Genomic DNA, 17883 nt, shown 5'->3' with positions numbered 1-17883 from the left:
CATCTCAAGGGTGAAGGGCCTGAAAGAAGATCACGAAGCCGTTATTCGCTGGATATGGCCCGATCTGCCACAAAAAAGCCGGGACCACTGGCCCCGGCTTTTTTGTACTGCCTGTATTTCCTGAAATCAGAACAGGACGCGACAGCGAATAGTCCCTTTGACTTTGAGCAGCTTCTCCAGTGCCAGTTCACCGTATTCCTTGTCCACATCAATCACCACATAACCGATGTCTTCCTTGGTTTGCAGGTATTGGCCGCAGATGTTGATGCCATTCTCCGAGAAAACCTGGTTGATTTCGGACATTACCCCGGGCACGTTCTCGTGGATGTGCAGCAGGCGGTGCTGGTTCGGGTGCGAGGGCAGGGCCACTTCCGGGAAATTCACGGAAGAAACGGAGGTGCCGTTGTCGCTGTACATGGCCAGCTTTTCCGCCACTTCACGGCCAATGTTTTCCTGAGCCTCAATGGTTGAGCCGCCAACGTGAGGGGTCAGGATGACGTTATCAAACTCCCTCAGGGGAGAGACAAACTCCTCGTCGTTCGACTTGGGCTCAACCGGGAAGACGTCAATAGCAGCGCCCAGCAGTTTGCCGCTGCCCAGAGCATCTGCCAGCGCATCAATATCCACCACTGTTCCCCGTGAGGCGTTCATCAGGATGCTGCCCGGTTTCATCTGGGCAAACTGTTCTGCCTTGAACATATACTTGGTGGCCGGCGTTTCAGGGACGTGCAGGCTGACCACGTCGCAGGTGTTCAGCAATTCCTGCAGGGTGCCTACCTGGGTGGCGTTGCCGATGGACAGTTTGGATACCACATCATAGAAATACACGTCCATGCCCAGGCCTTCGGCCAGGACACTGAACTGGGTACCGATATTACCGTAGCCGATGATTCCCAGCTTTTTACCACGGATTTCATAGCTGTCCTTGGCAGACTTCAGCCACTCGCCGCGATGGGCCTTGGCGTTTTTCTCGGGCACGCCACGAAGCAGAAGAATGGCCTGGGCAAGAACCAGTTCCGCCACGCTGCGCGTATTGGAGAAAGGTGCGTTGAAAACAGCGATGCCGCGGCGGGTTGCTGCCTGGAGGTCGACCTGGTTGGTGCCAATGCAGAAACAGCCTACCGCTACCAGTTTCTGGGCGGCGTCAAATACCTTCTCGGTCAGCTGGGTGCGGGAACGAATGCCCACGAAATGAGCGTCGGCAATTCTCTCCATCAGCTCTTCTTCGGCCAGCGAGTGAGTCAGGTACTCGATGTTGGTGTAGCCTGCGGCATTCAGGGTATCAATGGCGGACTGATGTACGCCTTCCAGCAGCAGGATGCGGATTTTGCTCTTTTCAAGAGACGTATTTGACATGGGCTTGCTTCCGAACCTTTCGTCACATGAAATGACCCGTGAGCGCCGCTGTTGGCGGGCGGGCTCACAGAACAGGGGCGGTATGATACCATAAACGCAGATTTTCACAGCGCGTCAGGTTACCTGAATCAACCTGGCCCATCGGTGCCCTGAACAACCCTTTGCGAGACTGGACTATCCATGAATTCTGAACAGATCGTTGCCTCCCTCAGATCCCTGGTGGAAACGGGCCAGACCCCCGGAAAAGTATTGACCGACCCGGCCGACCTGGAGAACTACGGCAAGGACTGGACGAAGATCTACCCACCGAATCCGGTGGCCATCGTCCTTCCCAAAACCACCGAGCAGGTGCAGGCGCTGGTGAAGTTTGCCAATGAAAACCGGGTGGCTCTGGTGCCGTCGGGTGGGCGGACGGGCCTTAGTGCCGGTGCTGTTGCCGCCAATGGTGAGGTTGTGGTGGCGTTTGACAACATGAACCGGATCCTGGAGTTCAGTGCCAGTGACCGTACCGTCAAGTGCCAGGCTGGTGTGGTGACTGAACAGCTGCAGAACTTCGCGGAAGAAAATGGCCTCTATTACCCGGTGGACTTTGCTTCTGCCGGTTCCAGCCAGCTTGGCGGTAACCTGTCCACCAACGCCGGTGGCATCAAGGTGATCCGTTACGGCATGAGCCGGGACTGGGTCGCCGGCCTCAAAGTCGTCACCGGCAAGGGCGATATCCTCGACCTGAACAAGGATCTGGAAAAGAACAACACCGGTTACGACCTGCGCCACCTGTTTATCGGTGCTGAAGGAACCCTGGGCTTCATCACCGAGGCCACCATGAAGCTGTCCCGTAAGCCGGACGACCTGACCGTGCTGGTACTGGGTTTGAACGATCTCACCAATACCATGGATGTGCTGCAGGCCTTCCAGAAGCAGATCGACCTGACTGCGTACGAGTTCTTTTCCCATCAGGCCATGGGGCATGTGCTGGCCCACGGCCAGGTTCAGGCGCCATTTGAAACCGAAGCACCCTACTACGCGCTGCTGGAGTTTGAGGCGGTGTCCGATCAGGTGATGGACGATGCGATGACACTGTTCGAGCAGTGTGTCGAAAATGGCTGGGTGCTGGACGGCGTAATCAGCCAAAGCGAAACCCAGGCCCGGAATTTGTGGCAGCTGCGGGAACGCATTTCCGAATCCATTGCGCCACGCACGCCGTACAAGAATGATATCTCTGTGGTGGTTTCCAGGGTGCCTGGATTCCTGGAGGAAATCGACGCGGTGGTGGCCGAGCATTATCCGGACTTTGAAATCATCTGGTTCGGCCATATCGGTGATGGCAACCTGCACCTGAACATCCTCAAGCCGGAAGACATGGCCAAGGAGGATTTTTTCGAGAAATGCCAGCAGGTGAACAAATGGGTCTTCGAGATTGTCGAACGCTACCAGGGCAGCGTGTCTGCCGAACACGGCGTTGGCATGACCAAGAAGGCGTATCTGGAGTACACCCGCAGCGCCGCTGAAATTGACTACCTGAGGGGTATCAAACAGGTCTTCGATCCCAACCGGGTAATGAACCCCGGCAAGATCTTCGACTGAGGGCGTTCAGGCGGTGCGGGTGAGTCCCGGGGGTAACCGCAATGGTAGAACAGCTTTCCCAGGGTGAGGGTGATGGCGACTGTTTTCTCCTGACCCCCAACCAGTCCATGAGCTGGAGGGGGAACATCCGCATCTGGCTGGCCGCCTTTTTCCTCTCAATGGTGATCTCCACCGGTATGCTCCTGGCGGGGGCCTGGCCGGTGCTGCCGTTTGCGGGGCTGGAACTGACAGCACTGGCAGCGGCGTTTTACTACACCTCACGAAAGTGCCAGAAGCGGGAGGTGCTCACCTTCTCCAGGGAACTGATACGCCTTGAAAAAGGTCTGACCCGCAAGGAGAAGCAGTGGGAACTGCCTCGCCGTTACACCCGTGTGTGGCAGGATGTGCCACGCCATCCCTGGACACCTCCAAAGCTCCATCTGCAGTTCCGCGGCGAAGAAATTTCCCTGGCGTCATTCCTCAATATTGATGACACAGAGGAACTGATTGCTATCCTTGAAAAGAAGGGGCTCAGAGTGGAAAAACGGCGCAGGCCGGAAAAGCTCTGGTTCTGACGTAAACCCATCCACAGAATCAAAGCATTGCTCTATGAAAGATCACATTGTGGTACTCACCGGCGCCGGCATGAGTGCAGAAAGCGGGCTCTCCACCTTCCGTGACAACGGTGGCTTGTGGGAGCAGCACAGCGTTTATGACGTTGCCACCCCGGAGGCGTTCGCCCGTAATCAGGAACTGGTGCTGCGCTTCTATAATGAGCGCCGTCGGCAATTGGAGTCGGCACAGCCCAACGCTGCACACCGCCTGCTGGCGGAGCTGGAGCAGCATTATCGGGTGACCATCATCACCCAGAACGTGGACAACCTGCACGAGCGGGGCGGCTCCAGGAATGTCATCCACCTGCACGGCGAGCTCACCAAGGCCCGCAGCTCAAAGCATCCCGAGCTTGTCTACGACATTGGTTTCCGGGATATCGAGCCGGGAGATACCTGTGAACGCGGCGCCCAGCTTCGGCCCCATATCGTGTGGTTTGGTGAAGAGGTTCCGATGATCGAGGCCGCCGCAGAGATTGTGCCAACAGCCGATCACCTGCTGATTGTTGGTACATCCCTGCAGGTTTACCCCGCAGCCGGGCTGGTGGATCTGGTGGATTCTGATGTGCCTCTGACCGTTGTTGACCCTGGCGAGCCGGCAAGCCTCTCCAGGGCGAAGGTGATTCGCAGGGGCGCCAGTGAAGGGGTGGCCGAGTGGGTTGCCGGCCTCGGATTGTGAGCTGCGCGCTCAGCTGACTGTTGCTACTGATACTTGTCTGTAAATGCCCGAAACTCCGCTACAATTCTATGACGCTCGTAAGAGTGTGCCCTCTGCTGTCTTTTAGGGCCAACAAGGTCTGCTATCGGGGAGTTGGTTGCGATGAGCATCGTAAAGGAGTTCAAGGAATTTGCAGTCAAGGGTAACGTCATGGATATGGCGGTGGGTATTATCATCGGTGTCGCATTCGGCAAGATTGTTTCGTCGTTTGTTGCTGATGTCATGATGCCCCCGATTGGACTGCTTGTTGGAGGTGTCGACTTTTCCAATCTCGTTGTAACGCTTAAAGCTGCCGAGGAGGGTGCGGAGGCAGTCGCGCTGCGTTATGGGGTCTTTATTCAGGCTGTTTTTGACTTTGTCATCGTCGCGTTTGCAGTTTTCATCGCCGTGAGGGCACTGAACAGCATGCGTAAAAAAGAAGCGGAAACCCCGGCGGCTCCGCCTGCCCCTTCAGCGCAGGAGCAGCTATTGATGGAAATCCGGGATTTACTGAAACAGAAACCTGAATAGTTATTCGGCCATTCTGCCGGGCCGGGTGACAACTCAGTCCGGCGATTGCCGAAGGTACTTCTCCAGCTCCTCCCGAAACGCCGCCTGCACCCCGAGTCGCTTCATCATCCAGTAATGTCCGGCAATCATACGGTCGATGAAAATGCTCTCCACCGGCGGCTTGAAATAATCCAGATACTTGAACACGGTCGTGGTCTTGGCGGCGACGTCCTTGTGGAGTTCCGAGTCAGCAAAATCATAGGGTGTGTCACTACGGAACGGCTGAATGAGGATGTCCCGCCACATGGCATAGTAGGCTTCGTCAACCGCCGGCTGGGATTCCACGCGAGCGCCCAGGGCTATCAGGTGTTGATCCAGGGCGGCGTAGTCTTCTTCAAGGGCCGAGATGAGGGCGTTGCGATAGGCTTCGACAATCTCCGGCTTCAGTTTTTTCACACACCCGAAATCATACAGAATGATGGTGCCGTCGGGGCGGTAGGCAAAGTTGCCGGCGTGGGGGTCGCCATGGATGCACTGGTAGCGGAAAAGCTGGTCCGCCATCATGGTGAAGATGCGATGGCCGATCAGGTTAATGGTGTCCTGGTCGTATTTTTCCGGGGTGACTTCGCTGATATGGTCACCTTCCACCAGCTCCATGGTCAGCACCCGCCGTGACGAGTGGCTTTCGAATACCTTTGGAATAACAACCCAGTCATCGTTGGCATGGAATGACTGGAAGAGTTCCAGATTGCGGGCCTCGTTCTCGTAATCCAATTCTTCTTTCAGCCGGACACGGATTTCACCGAACAGCTGGTCCACGTGTTCCTTGGGCATCCGCAGCAAACCGCCCAGTTTCAGGGCCATGCGCAATTGCTTCAGATCGCTGTCGCAGGATTCGTCCACCCCGGGGTACTGAACCTTGACGATGACATCTGTGCCGTCGTGCAGGCGGGCCCGGTGGACCTGGCCAATCGATGCGGCGGCATAGGGCTTTTCCTGCAGGTACTCGAACAGTTCCGACACCGGCTTGCCCAGTTCGCTCTCGACCTGGCCGACAATCACCTCGAAGGGCATGGGCGGGGCTTCTTTCTGCAGCCGCTCCAGGGCGTCGGAAAACTCTTTGGGCAGGAAGTCCTGGGTCTGGGAGGCGATCTGCCCGACCTTCATCACCGCGCCTTTAAGCTCACCCAGAGTGTCGACAATCTGGTCCGCCATGCGGGTGTAGCTTTCAGAGCGGGCGCCTTCGTTGTCTTCATCACTGCGGAATATCCGGCGCGCACGCTGCCCGGCATATTGCCCGGCCACGGAGGCCGTCATGCCAGCCAATCTGAAAAAACGTCCACTTCGGGTGGTAACCGGTTTCTTTGCCATGCCTGATAGTCGTCCTGAAAAGCTGATGGACCTGAACTGGTTTGCCGATCCGTATTGCCACCCTAGAGCACGGTGGTCTCAACAAACAAGGCATCCTCCAGTTCCAGAGACAATATCTGCCCCGATTCCAGTGGCCCGACGCCTTTGGGTGTGCCCGTGAGAACCACATCGCCGGGCATCAGGGTGAACTGGCTACTCATATGTACGATCAGGGGCACGATCGGATTCAGCATATCCCGGGTGTCGCCGGTCTGCTGGCGTTCCCGGTTGATCTCCAGGGTAAACGTAAGATGATCACGGCGGAGGCGGTCAACGGAGACGAACGGCGAGAGGGGGCAGGCGCCGTCAAAGGCTTTGGCTCTCTCCCACGGATGGCCTTTCTCCTTGAGCCGGGATTGCAGATCCCGCAGGGTCAGATCCAGGGCCAGTCCATAACCGAGTATGGCGGCTTCCGCCTCGCTGGCCGAGGCGTTGGTCAGCGGGCGACCAATCAGTACCGCCAGTTCGGTCTCGAAATGGACCTCGCCGCGGTCACGGGGAAAATCCAGGGGGCGGGTAATATGCACGGCCGAGGTTGCCGGCTTGATAAACAGCAGGGGCTCATCCGGCACCGGGTTGTTCAGCTCCCGGGCATGCTCTGCGTAGTTGCGGCCGATGCATACAATCTTGCCCAGCGGCAGGTGAACCGGGGTCCCGTCTTTCCAGTGGTGCTGATAATCAGGCATGGCCGCTCCCGTGATTTGCTGTGAAGGGAGCAACCCGCTCCCTAGTCTCCTTCGAATGAGCAGACAGTATAAACCTTCAGCCCTTCTTCCTGCAGCTTGCGCGAGCCACCCAGGTCGGGAAGGTCAATCATTGCTGCCACTTCAACAATCTCGGCGCCGATGCGGCGAATCAGACGCGCTGCAGCCAGCATGGTGCCGCCAGTGGCAATCAGGTCGTCCACCAGCACCACGTTGTCACCGGGTTTGAAGGCGTCTTTGTGCAGTTCCACCGACGCGGTGCCATATTCCAGTTCGTAGTCTTCCACCAGGGTGTCGAACGGCAGCTTGCCTTTCTTGCGGACCAGCACCAGTGATGCATTCAGTTCGTAGGCAAGGGCAGAGCCAATGATGAAGCCGCGGGCATCTACGGCGGCCACAGCGTCAATTTTGTGGCCGTGGTAGCGGTGAACAAAGGCGTCAATCAGCTTGCGGAACGCAGTGCGGTCCTGCAACACCGTGGTGATATCGCGAAAGGCAACGCCGGGCTTGGGCCAGTCAGGCACCGTGCGGATGGCTTTCTTGATGCTTTCTGCAAAGTAGTCCATAGCGTGTCCGGGGTCTGAAAACGCGGCTTATGCCGCGTCCAGGAAGATGAATTTCAGGATGAATACGATAGCAATGATCACCACGCTGGCATTCAGGTCGGACCAGCGGCCGCTCAGTGCCTTGAGGATTGCATAGGTAATGAAACCCAGGGCAATGCCGTTGGCGATGGAAAAGGTCAGGGGCATCATCAGGGCAGTCACGACCGCGGGCGCCGCTTCTGTGACATCATCCCAGTCGATCAGTTTCAGCCCGCTGGCCATCAGCACCGCAACGTACAGCAGCGCGGGTGCCGTGGCATAGGCCGGAATGATGCTGGCGATGGGTGACAGCAGCAGGCATGCCAGGAACAGGGCTGCCACCACAACAGCGGTCAGGCCGGTGCGGCCTCCGGCGGTTATGCCGGCGGTGGATTCAATGTAACTGGTGGTCGTGGAGGTACCCAGGGCGGCGCCAGACATGGTGGCCACCGAATCGGACATCAGAGCACGGCCCAGGCGCGGCAGCTTGCCGTCCTTGTCCAGCAGGCCGCCACGCTGTGCGGCGCCGATCAGGGTGCCTGAGGTATCGAACAGGTCGACAAACAGGAAGGCAAATATAACGCTGATCATGCCGATGTTCAGCGCTCCGGCCAGGTCCAGCTGCATAAAGGTGGGAGCCAGGCTGGGGGGTGCGGAAACAAAGCCGTCATATTCCACCATGCCCAGCGCCATGGCCGCGACCGTAACCGCAATGATACCGATCATTACCGCACCAGTGATCTGCCGGAACGACAGGGCACAGATCAGCACAAAGCCACCGAAAAACAGCAGGCTTTCAGCTACCTTAACGTCGCCGAGGCCGACCAGGGTGGCGGGATTGTCAATCACGACGCCCGCATTTTTCAGGGCAATCAACGCCAGAAAGAAGCCAATACCTGCTGAAATGCCAAAACGCAGGGACAGGGGAATGCTGTTGATGATCCATTCCCGTACCTTGAAAAGACTCAGCAGGAAAAAGATAAAGCCGGAAATGAACACTGCGCCAAGCGCCACCTGCCAGCTGTAGCCCATGCTGCCGACCACTGTGAACGAGAAGAACGCATTCAGGCCCATACCCGGTGCCAGGGCGATCGGGTAGTTGGCCCAGAACCCCATGATCAGGGTGCCAATGGCGGCGGCCAGGCAGGTGGCAACGAACACCGCACCAAAGTCCATGCCGGTGGCGGAAAGGATGCTGGGGTTGACCACAATGATGTACGCCATGGTCAGGAAGGTGGTAAAGCCCGCAATCACCTCTTTTCGGATGGTGGTGCCATGGGCCTGGAGCTGGAATAATCGTTCGAGCATGACGGGTGCCTGCCTCACAGGGTGCTGAATGGGATTGAATGAATCTGATTCAGGAGTTGCGTGAAAAAACGGCAATGTTACCGGCTAGGGCCTTGAACGCCAAGGAACGATTCAACATTGGCAGGCTGCTTAATCCTGATGTTTGTCCCGTTGCAGGCGAATATCAAAGCGCACAGCCAGTAAACGGGTGACGGTAATGAACAGTAAACCGGCGGTCAGGGCCAGGGTCTCACTCTCCAGCAGCCACTGACAGACAAAGTAAAGCCAGCACCCGGCAAACGAGATGGAGGCGTAAATCTGGTCCTTGCGGAAAATGTAAGGCACTTCATTGCACAGGGTATCGCGCAGTGCACCGCCAAAGGTTCCGGTCATTACGCCCAGTAGCGACGCAACAAACCAGGAGTGGCCCAGATCCAGGGCAAGCTGGGCACCAAGGATGGAGAAAACGCCCAGGCCAATGGCGTCGGGAAATACAATCCGGGATTCACGGATGCGCTCGGCGCGGTGCCAGTAGCTGAATACAACCGCCATGCCCAGGATCAGAATCGGCTGCTCCTGATGCTTGATCCAGTACAGCGGGTGGTTGTCCATCATCAGGTCCCGCAGGGTGCCGCCACCAAGTGCGGTGACAAAACCAATCGTGAAAATGCCCACCGGATCCATGTTCTTGGATCTTGCCACGATCATGCCGGAAATCGCGAAGGCGACCACACCGATCATTTCAAGGATGTAGATAATATCGAACATGTCTGGCCCTGAAGGCGAACCAAGAGAAGGGCGCCAGCCCGGTTTGAAGTGCGCGCAGGATAGCCGAAAAACCGACCGGATTCATCCCATTGATCCATCCTCAGGGGTTCAGACGTATTTCAGGTTCACCTTAACCGTTTCCAGTTGTACGGAGTGTCTGTTATGTCCCTGATGCGTCTGGCCTATGCCAGTGAAGCCACCTTTGCCGCAAAGCCGGTCGAAAAGGGCGTGGAACCCAACGTTGCCCGGATACTGATGGTATCCCGACGCAATAACGCCAAGGACAAAATTGTTGGCGGCCTCTACTATGGCGATGACCGGTTTTTCCAGTATCTGGAAGGGGATGAAGAGGCTGTCCGCAAACTTTATGACCGCATATCCCGGGATGAACGTCACCGCAATATCACGATCCTGCTGGAAGAGCCGATCGAAGCCAGAACCTTCACCAACTGGTCCATGAAATATGTGCCTCTGTCATCCGATGTAAATCGGTTCCTTGATAGCCAGGGAATGGATGCATTTCGACCATCGGAGTTCAACCGAGACCAGTGTGAGGAAATGATCCGGTTAATCCGCGACTCCAGTCAGGATGGTCGTGTGGTCAGCCACAACGGCGTGCGCAGTGCCCGAAAAAAGCAGACGGTCATCCCTGGAGGCATCCTTACAGGACTCATCGTGGCCGTTGTTGTCGTGGTGGGTGCGATGGTTTACGCCAGTACCATGCTTTAGATCCTGGCGGCAGGGCGCAGCCTGAATAAGCCCGGTTTATCCGGTTGGATAAGATTTCTTTATTTGCTTCATGACACGACTCTGTTTAGGTTGATAACCATCAACTGCAGTTATCCTGTATCGACCGTCGATTAACGGAGTCATAACATGAGAGCGATTCTCTGCAAGGAGTACGGCCCTGCGGACAAACTGGTGATAGAAGATGTCGCCAGTCCCGTGGTGAAAGGCCATGGCGTCAAGGTGCGGGTCAAGGCTGCTGGCCTGAACTTTCCGGATACCCTCATTATCGAAGGTAAGTACCAGCTCAAGCCGGCCATGCCCTTTTCTCCTGGTGGCGAGATGTCCGGTGAGGTGATCGAAGTGGGCGACAAGGTTACCCGCTTCAAGCCTGGCGACCGCGTTGCCGGTCTCACCGGTTACGGAGCCTTTGCTGAAGAGGTAGTGGTTCCTGAGCAGAACATTCTGCCCATTCCCGAGTCCATGTCCGACGAAAAGGCCGCGGCTTTTTCCATGGTTTATGGCACTTCCTACTACGCACTCAAGCAGCGCGCCAACATACAGCCTGGTGAAACCCTGCTGGTCCTGGGTGCCAGCGGCGGCGTTGGCCTGGCCACGGTGGAACTGGGCAAGGCCATGGGCGCCCACGTGATTGCGGCCGCCAGCACGGCCGAGAAACTGGCAGTAGCAAAAGAAGCCGGTGCCGATGAGCTGATCAACTACACCGAAGAGCCCCTGAAAGACGCGGTCAAACGGCTGACCAGGAGCAAGGGCGTGGATGTGATCTACGACCCGGTCGGTGGCGAGTTCACGGAACAGGCCCTGCGTGCCATGGCCTGGAACGGCCGCCATCTGATCATCGGCTTCGCCGCCGGCGATATTCCGAAGATCCCGGCAAACCTGCCCCTTTTGAAAGGCTGTTCGGTCGTGGGTGTGTTCTGGGGCAGTTTCACCCAACGGGAACCCCAGACTAGTGCCCAGAACATGATGGAGCTGATGAAGCTGTTCTCTGAGGGCAAGATTGATCCGAGAATCAGTGAGGTTTACGACTTCGAGGATTACGAAAAAGCTTTCGGAGCGCTGACCGGGCGGACGGCTACCGGGAAGATTGTTCTTAAGGTTGGTTCTTGAGGACTGGCTTTTGAGGTGACGTCTGGGGTTTGGCTCTAGCCTGTTTGGGTTGGTGCATGGCCGGGGCTGAGGGGCCCTCCACAAAAACGCTACGAGCACCCCTGCGGGGTCCGGCCAGCAATCACAGATTGCTGTCGTTCGGCTGTCGCATGAAGCTTCGCTTCATAAGCGCTCGGCCGAACCCATGTGCGCTTGACTCCGGCCGTCCCTGGCCGGAGACATTTTGTGGAGGGCCCCTCAGCCCCGGCCGGCAGACCTCGGAATATACCGGTAGATAGGAACCCGTAGGTCGGATTAGCGAAGCGTAATCCGACTCTTTTCGTGGCGTTACCTCCATTTGTCGGATTACGCTTCGCTAATCCGACCTACGTTTAATGCCGTTAAGGCGATACCTCCGATGCTTAGCCGGCACCGATGGGTACCCCCTCCCAAAAATGTGCGGAGCCATGGATGGCGGAGCCCAAGCGCACATGGATGTGCTTGAAGCGTTTTTTGGGAGGGGGTTCCCATCGGTGCCGCCACCAGGTCGCCCAGGCTGGGGCCGAGAGATATAGGCATTGCCCTAAATTCAGGAAAACTCAGAACCGGACGTCACCCGAATCAATCTCCGCCACCAGCTCAGGCGTCAACAGGGTATACCCCTCAGTCCCAGGCAACCACGCATAAACCTGCTCCCCGGGCTTGTCGATGGAATAGCCGGCTTTCTGGATGTCTACCTTGCGGTATTTGAACGTACCCGTTTTCTCGATAGCATTTGTAACCCGTACGAAGACCGGCACCGCATAGGGCGGCAGGTTGTCGTTCAGGTAACGGAACAGGCGGTTTACATCGAACTCTTTTCCATTGGAATGGGGCACCAGCGTTACCATACCCGCCTTGCCATTGGTGCCCGGAATCTCCACACCGTAGACAATGGCTTCCTCCACCATGTTGGAGCCGTCGATGATATTCTCCACCTCCGTAGTGGAGACGTTCTCCCCCTTCCAGCGGAAGGTGTCGCCCATGCGGTCCACGAACTGCAGGTGGCCGCAGCCGATTTCCTTCAGTACGTCGCCGGTGTTGAACCACCGGTCCCCTTTTTTGAAGGCATCCCGCAGGATCGATTTTTCCGTGGCGTCTTTCTGGGTATAGCCCTCGAATGACCACTTCTTGGTGATCTCCCCGATCAGCAGGCCCGGCTCGCCTTTTTCCACTTCCTGCATGAAGCCGTTGGCATCACGAATCGGGTCGCGGGTGCCGTCGTGGAACTTCACCAGCTTGTACGGCGCTGTCGAAAAGCCGACGGTGTTGTCCATGTTAAAGAAATTGCTGAAGCCGATATTGCCCTCGCTGGAGGCATAAAGCTCAGCCACGGTTTCTATGCCGAAGCGGTCCTTGAATTCCTTCCAGATGGATGGACGCAGGCCGTTGCCGACCATCTTGGTGAGGTTGTGATTGCGGTCCTGGTCGCTGGGAGGCTGGTTGAGCAGGTAGCGGCACAGTTCGCCCACATAGCCGAATGTGGTTGCCCGGAAATACCGCACATCGTCCCAGAAGGCGCTGGCGGAAAACCTGCGGCGCAGGGCGATGGCAGAGCCTCCGGCCATGACCGAACCCCAGCACACCAGCAGTGCGGTGCCATGGTACAGGGGCAATGTGCAGTACAGGACATCGTCAGGCTTCATGTCCAGGGACATCATGCCGAAGCCGCCATAGGCTTTCATGAATTTGCGGTGGCTGCCAGGGGCGGCCTTTGGCAGGCCAGTGGTGCCGGAGGTGAACAGGTAGATGGCGGTATCGCCCATAGTGGGCGGGTCAGCCAGTTTGGGGGCGCTGTTGCTATGGGCGCCGACCTTTGCCGCCATATTCACGTAACCCTCAGGCGCGTCACCAAAGACGTTCGTGGTGTTAGTGTCAGCCAGGAACAGGAAAGGTTTGGGGTGGCTGGTTCTGATGTTGTCCTTCACACTCGCGAAGCTATCCACCAGTTCTTCGCCCACTACGATCATTTTCGGGCTGATCAGGTTGATACTGTGTTCCAGCACCCGGCCTTTCTGGGAGGTGTTCAGCATGGCACAGGCCACGCCGATCCTGGCGGCGCCGGCGACCACCGCCAACAGCTCCGGGCGGTTTTCCAGGAACACGGCGATGGCATCGCCCCGGGTCAGCCCCTCGGCTTTCAGAAAGCCGGCAATGCGGTTGGCCCAGTTGTTGAACTCCTGCCACGTAATGCTTCGATCTTCATACAGAATGGCGGGGCGCTGGCCGTGCTTTCTGGCATTGCGCTCCACCAGGGTGCCAAGGGTCAGGTTCTTGGTTTCACTGCGCACCGAGTAATAATAGTAGCCCCTGGCTATGGCAGGAAAGCGCCGGAGTATGCCCGGCAGGCTGTGAGCGATATCACGTGGGGATACGTTGTCCTGGGTCATAAGGTCATCCGTAAGGGTCTGTGTTTAACATTGTTATTCGTTTCTGCCCCGGGACAACAACAGGCCCCGGAGCTAATCCAGAAACAGGTCCGGCATCAACGGCTTGTCGCCGGCCTGGTACCGGTAGTGTTCAAAATCCGTGACGCCATCCGCTTTCAGCACATCCTCATCAATCAGTGATTGCCCGGTCATGCTTTCGGCCGGCCGGCTGAGAATGCTCAGTGCGGCATCCGCCATGATGTCCGGCTTGCGGCCCTGGGCCATCATCTGGGGGCCGCCAACCTCGAACTCGATGGCGGCAGTGGCAATCAGCGTTTTGGGCCAGAGGGTGTTTACCGCGATACTGTAGCGTCGAAACTCTTCTGCCATGCCCATGCTCAACATGGTCATGGCGTATTTTGTGGTGGTATACGGCCCGTACTGCGCAAACCAGCGGGTATCCATATTCAGGGGCGGCGACAGGCTCAGGATATGGGCCTGGTCCGACTCCTTGAGCCAGGGCAATGCCGCCTGACTGCAGACAAACACCGCGCGGGCGTTGACCTGATGCATCAGGTCGTAACGGCTGGCCTTCAGGTTCTCTACGCCAGCCAGTTTGATGGCGCCGGCATTGTTGACCAACGCGTCGATACCGCCAAAATGATTTGCGGCCTCATCGATCCGTTGGCGCACCAGCTTCTCGTCCCGCACGTCCAGGACCAGGGGCAGCGCCTTGCCGCCGGCTTCCCTTACTTCATCCGCCACGCTGTGAATCGTACCCGGCAGCTTCGGATGTGGCTGGTCCGATTTGGCAGCAATAACCACGTTGGCGCCTTGTCTGGCGCAGGCAAGGGCAATGGCCCGGCCAATGCCCCGGCTACCACCGGTAATAAAAACGGTTCTGTCCTGCATAGTGTTCATTGTCCGGCCTCCTCAGTGTTGGAGTCAGAATTGGCTTCAGCGGTGGTGATCTCCACCAGTAACTGGCTGCGTTTCACCTGGTCGCCCTGGGCGGCCAGCACCTCACCCACCGTGCCATCACGGTCTGCCTTCACTGGATGCTCCATTTTCATGGCCTCCAGAATCACCAGAGTATCGCCCCGTTTTACCGTCTGGCCAACTTCTACCAGAACGTCAATGATGGCGCCGTCCATGGTGGCCTTGATGCGGCCGCTGCCACTGGCTGCAGCCCCGCTGGCCGGCTGATGGGTGACGTCACGCAATGCCACTGCCTGACCGGACGCCTGCAAATATAGGTGATCGCCCCGGCAGTGATATTGGCATTGTTGACGAACGCCCTTGTCGATAATGCATAACAGGCCATCGCCAAGGCTTTCAAGGTTGAGTTCGTACTGCTCCTCGCCCCGGGTCACCGTGAAGTGGTTACCAACGCGGCGAACCAGCAGTGCAAGGGTTTTTTCGCCGACTTCCAGTTTCATGGGGGTGACGGTAGAGGGTGCATTACTCCATGACCTGTTGATGTCATGACGAGCCGCATCGGGGCCTGAATTGCCATGGCTGAATACACAGGCCGCCAGCGCCAGTTCACGGAGGCTGATCTCTTTGGGGGCCAGGGATGGATCGTCCCGGAAGGCCTGTTGCAGGAAGGCTGTAGTGGCCTCGCCTGCGCCGAAGACGTCGTCGGCAATGATGCGGCTGAGGAAGTAACGGTTGGTGGTCACGCCGAATACCGTAGTGTCTTCCAGTGCTCTTAAAAGCCGGCGCCGGGCTTCATTGCGGTTGGCTCCCCAGGCGATAACTTTGGCAAGCATGGGGTCGTAGTGGGGCGTAACGGCATCGCCCGAGCGAACTCCGGTATCAAACCGCAACCCTTCGCCTTCCGCAGGCCGGAACTGGTGTAGTGGCCCTGTCTGCGGCGTAAATCCGTTGGCCGGGTCTTCCGCGTACAGGCGTACTTCAATGGCGTGGCCGTTCAAATGGATCTGGTCCTGTGCCAGCGGCAATGGCAGGCCCTCGGCCACCGACAGCTGCCAGGCCACCAGATCCTGGCCGGTGATCAGTTCGGTCACCGGGTGCTCCACCTGCAGGCGGGTGTTCATTTCCAGGAAATAGAAATTGCGATCCTTGTCTACCAGGAACTCGACCGTGCCCGCGCCTTCGTAGCCACAGGCCAGTGCTGCCTTCACTGCCGCTTCGCCCATGGCCTGCCGCAGTGCTGGTGTGACGAAAGGCGAGGGCGCTTCCTCGACCACTTTCTGGTGCCGCCGCTGGACTGAACAGTCCCGTTCTCCGAGATAAACCGCGTTGCCGTGCTGGTCGGCAAACACCTGGATCTCGATATGGCGGGGCTCAATGACCGCCTTCTCCAGAATCAGCTCGCCATCTCCGAAGGCCTGTTTTGCCTCGGAACGGGCGCGCTGGATGTTGTCGGCCAGCTCGTTTTCCTTTTCGACCAGCCGCATGCCCCGACCACCCCCACCGGCGGAAGCCTTGATCATCAGCGGGTAGCCAATGTTCTTCGCGGCGTCGATCAGCTCTTCGTCGCTGGCGTTGTCGCCTTCAAAACCGGGCACCACCGGCACGCCGGCTTCCTGCATCGCAATCTTCGACCGCCGCTTGCTGCCCATCAGCTCAATAGCCGCCTCCGGCGGCCCCACAAACACCAACCCGGCGTCTTTACAGGCCTTCGAGAATCCGGAATTTTCGGACAGAAATCCATACCCGGGATGCACACAGTCCGCCCCGGTCCTGACCGCCGCCTCAATAATGGCGTCGGCCTTCAAATACGACGCCGACACCTGAGCCGGGCCGATACACACCGCCTCATCGGCCATTTCCACATGCAGCGCCTTGGCGTCTGCCTCGGAATATACCGCTACCGTGCGGTAGCCCAGTGACTTTGCGGTTTTGATCACCCGTACTGCGATTTCGCCTCGGTTTGCTATTAAAAGCTTTTTTAGCATGGGTATGGTCTCTTGCTTGGGTGGTTGGTCGCGTTGGTGCGAGGGGAACCCTGGTTCAGGACACGCCGTGAATACGTCCATGTAGGCTCGTAAAAAACATCCATGTTTTTTACGGTCATGAACCAGGGTTCCCCTCGCACCAACGCTCCTTCCAGCTTTTGTAATTGCATGCCTGTTTTTTATGAGCGTTTTGCACCTGGTCTGGGGCTGGGGCGGGCAGGGCTTTTCGGGACCCTAAAAAACATGGATGTTTTTTAGGAGCGTACAGGGACGTATTCACCGCGTGTCCCGAAAAGCCCTGCCCGCCACAGCCTGCCACCATCAGCCAGAAGCCATCATTCAGAGGCGGTCCAAGAAGCCGGACGCTTCTGCATAAACGCAAGAGTCCCCTCAGAGCCCTCATCACTGCGAATCGCCGCCGCGAACTTCTCCGCAGCACTGTCCAGAAGACCGCTCATGGACTCATGGCCAACGCGGTGCAACAGCGCCTTGGTTTCTGCCGTCGCATTCGGCGCACACTGGCGAACCCGCTCAACTGCCTGACCCAGCAGCTCATCAATCTCGACTTCAGACTCGGCCACCTGATGAACAATCCCCAGACTGCAAGCCTCATTGGCATCCACGCGCAAACCCAGCAACGCCAGCCGCCGCGTTTGCGTCAGCCCGATACGCTCCACCACAAACGGCGCGATCTGCGCAGGAATCACCCCGAGGGTGGTCTCCGGCATCCCGAACTTCGCCGACGGCCCGGCAATCGCCACATCCGACACACAGGCCAGGCCGAAGCCCCCGCCCATGACAGCGCCTTCGGTCACCGCAATCACCACCTTCGACGACTCGTTCACCTGCTGAATCATCTGGCCGAACGCCCGGTTCAACCGGTAAAACGGATCTTCCTCGCCCTCAGCAGGCTTTTGCCCCCGGGCACCGGCCATGTCCTTGATGTCCCCACCAGCGCAGAAATGTCCTCCGGCACCGCGAAGAACCACCGCGCGGATGCTGGCGTCATTTTCAACCTGACCGAACACCGTCGAAAGCTCCGCCACCATCTGCAGGCTCATGGCGTTCCGAACGTCCGGCCGGTTGATGGTGACAAAAAGGGCCGGTCCTTGCTTTTCTAGAACTAGCGTTTCGCAATGCGGTAATTGATCCATTTTCGACTCCAAGAAAATTGTCCGGGGGCCGGTGCGTGGGTGAGAGGCTTTTCCGGGACCGTCAAAAACAA

Annotated in this window: 16 protein-coding genes; 6 read left to right on the top strand and 10 right to left on the bottom strand. The window is 57.8% G+C overall.

Features of this window, described 5'->3' with window-relative positions; genetic code table 11:
• Window positions 1-126: 126 nt before the first annotated feature.
• Entirely contained in the window at window positions 127-1356 is a 1230-nt protein-coding gene (serA, locus tag QPM17_RS13495) for a phosphoglycerate dehydrogenase (RefSeq protein ID WP_285391315.1), read from the bottom strand.
• Window positions 1357-1536: 180 nt separating this feature from the next.
• Here serA and QPM17_RS13490 point away from each other — a divergent pair, with 180 nt between their 5' ends.
• The 4 genes from QPM17_RS13490 to mscL all read left to right on the top strand — a co-directional run bounded on the left by QPM17_RS13490 (window position 1537) and on the right by mscL (window position 4758).
• The gene (locus QPM17_RS13490; protein ID WP_285391314.1) at window positions 1537-2940 is read left to right on the top strand and encodes an FAD-binding oxidoreductase; all 1404 of its coding nucleotides are present in this window, start codon (window positions 1537-1539) and stop codon (window positions 2938-2940) included.
• 41 nt (window positions 2941-2981) lie between these two features.
• Window positions 2982-3494, top strand: a complete 513-nt coding sequence (locus tag QPM17_RS13485) for a DUF2244 domain-containing protein (RefSeq protein ID WP_285391313.1) — start codon at window positions 2982-2984, stop codon at window positions 3492-3494.
• 34 nt (window positions 3495-3528) lie between these two features.
• Complete coding sequence (locus tag QPM17_RS13480; RefSeq protein WP_285391312.1) at window positions 3529-4209, top strand: SIR2 family NAD-dependent protein deacylase; 681 nt, start codon at window positions 3529-3531, stop codon at window positions 4207-4209.
• Window positions 4210-4350: 141 nt separating this feature from the next.
• Entirely contained in the window at window positions 4351-4758 is a 408-nt protein-coding gene (gene mscL, locus QPM17_RS13475; protein ID WP_285391311.1) for a large-conductance mechanosensitive channel protein MscL, read from the top strand.
• 33 nt (window positions 4759-4791) lie between these two features.
• Here mscL and QPM17_RS13470 read toward each other — a convergent pair whose 3' ends face one another.
• The 5 genes from QPM17_RS13470 to QPM17_RS13450 all read right to left on the bottom strand — a co-directional run bounded on the left by QPM17_RS13470 (window position 4792) and on the right by QPM17_RS13450 (window position 9490).
• On the bottom strand, window positions 4792-6108 hold the full coding sequence (locus tag QPM17_RS13470) for an ABC1 kinase family protein (RefSeq protein WP_285391310.1): 1317 nt from the start codon (window positions 6106-6108) through the stop codon (window positions 4792-4794).
• A 62-nt stretch (window positions 6109-6170) separates the two neighbouring features.
• Window positions 6171-6833, bottom strand: a complete 663-nt coding sequence (locus QPM17_RS13465) for a fumarylacetoacetate hydrolase family protein (protein WP_285391309.1) — start codon at window positions 6831-6833, stop codon at window positions 6171-6173.
• A 41-nt stretch (window positions 6834-6874) separates the two neighbouring features.
• Window positions 6875-7417 carry an adenine phosphoribosyltransferase gene (locus QPM17_RS13460; protein ID WP_285391308.1) on the bottom strand — a complete coding sequence of 181 codons (543 nt, stop codon included), beginning with the start codon at window positions 7415-7417 and terminating at the stop codon, window positions 6875-6877.
• A 27-nt stretch (window positions 7418-7444) separates the two neighbouring features.
• Entirely contained in the window at window positions 7445-8743 is a 1299-nt protein-coding gene (locus QPM17_RS13455; RefSeq protein ID WP_285391307.1) for an NCS2 family permease, read from the bottom strand.
• Window positions 8744-8872: 129 nt separating this feature from the next.
• A complete protein-coding gene (locus QPM17_RS13450; RefSeq protein WP_285391306.1) occupies window positions 8873-9490 on the bottom strand; it encodes a trimeric intracellular cation channel family protein in 618 nt (205 codons plus the stop codon).
• A 162-nt stretch (window positions 9491-9652) separates the two neighbouring features.
• Between QPM17_RS13450 and QPM17_RS13445 the strand changes: the two genes are divergently transcribed.
• Both QPM17_RS13445 and QPM17_RS13440 read left to right on the top strand, forming a co-directional pair.
• On the top strand, window positions 9653-10219 hold the full coding sequence (locus QPM17_RS13445) for a BLUF domain-containing protein (RefSeq protein WP_285391305.1): 567 nt from the start codon (window positions 9653-9655) through the stop codon (window positions 10217-10219).
• Between the two features lie 147 nt (window positions 10220-10366).
• Window positions 10367-11347, top strand: a complete 981-nt coding sequence (locus QPM17_RS13440; RefSeq protein ID WP_285391304.1) for an NADPH:quinone oxidoreductase family protein — start codon at window positions 10367-10369, stop codon at window positions 11345-11347.
• Window positions 11348-11925: 578 nt separating this feature from the next.
• Here QPM17_RS13440 and QPM17_RS13435 read toward each other — a convergent pair.
• The 4 genes from QPM17_RS13435 to QPM17_RS13420 all read right to left on the bottom strand — a co-directional run bounded on the left by QPM17_RS13435 (window position 11926) and on the right by QPM17_RS13420 (window position 17812).
• Window positions 11926-13755 carry a long-chain-acyl-CoA synthetase gene (locus QPM17_RS13435; protein ID WP_285391303.1) on the bottom strand — a complete coding sequence of 610 codons (1830 nt, stop codon included), beginning with the start codon at window positions 13753-13755 and terminating at the stop codon, window positions 11926-11928.
• 72 nt (window positions 13756-13827) lie between these two features.
• Complete coding sequence (locus QPM17_RS13430; RefSeq protein WP_285391302.1) at window positions 13828-14655, bottom strand: SDR family oxidoreductase; 828 nt, start codon at window positions 14653-14655, stop codon at window positions 13828-13830.
• Window positions 14652-16658 (bottom strand): acetyl/propionyl/methylcrotonyl-CoA carboxylase subunit alpha, encoded by a 2007-nt coding sequence (locus QPM17_RS13425; protein WP_285391301.1) that lies wholly within the window; start codon window positions 16656-16658, stop codon window positions 14652-14654. Before QPM17_RS13425 ends, QPM17_RS13430 begins: the two co-directional genes overlap by 4 nt.
• 335 nt (window positions 16659-16993) lie before the next feature.
• Window positions 16994-17812, bottom strand: coding sequence for an enoyl-CoA hydratase/isomerase family protein (locus tag QPM17_RS13420; protein WP_285391300.1), 819 nt, complete (start codon window positions 17810-17812; stop codon window positions 16994-16996).
• Window positions 17813-17883 lie beyond the last annotated feature (71 nt).

It is taken from the genome of Marinobacter azerbaijanicus (assembly GCF_030250645.1).
In the GTDB taxonomy this organism is placed as follows: domain Bacteria; phylum Pseudomonadota; class Gammaproteobacteria; order Pseudomonadales; family Oleiphilaceae; genus Marinobacter; species Marinobacter azerbaijanicus.
Note: the sequence above shows the minus strand (reverse complement) of the source record. Positions and strands in the feature narration are given on the sequence as shown.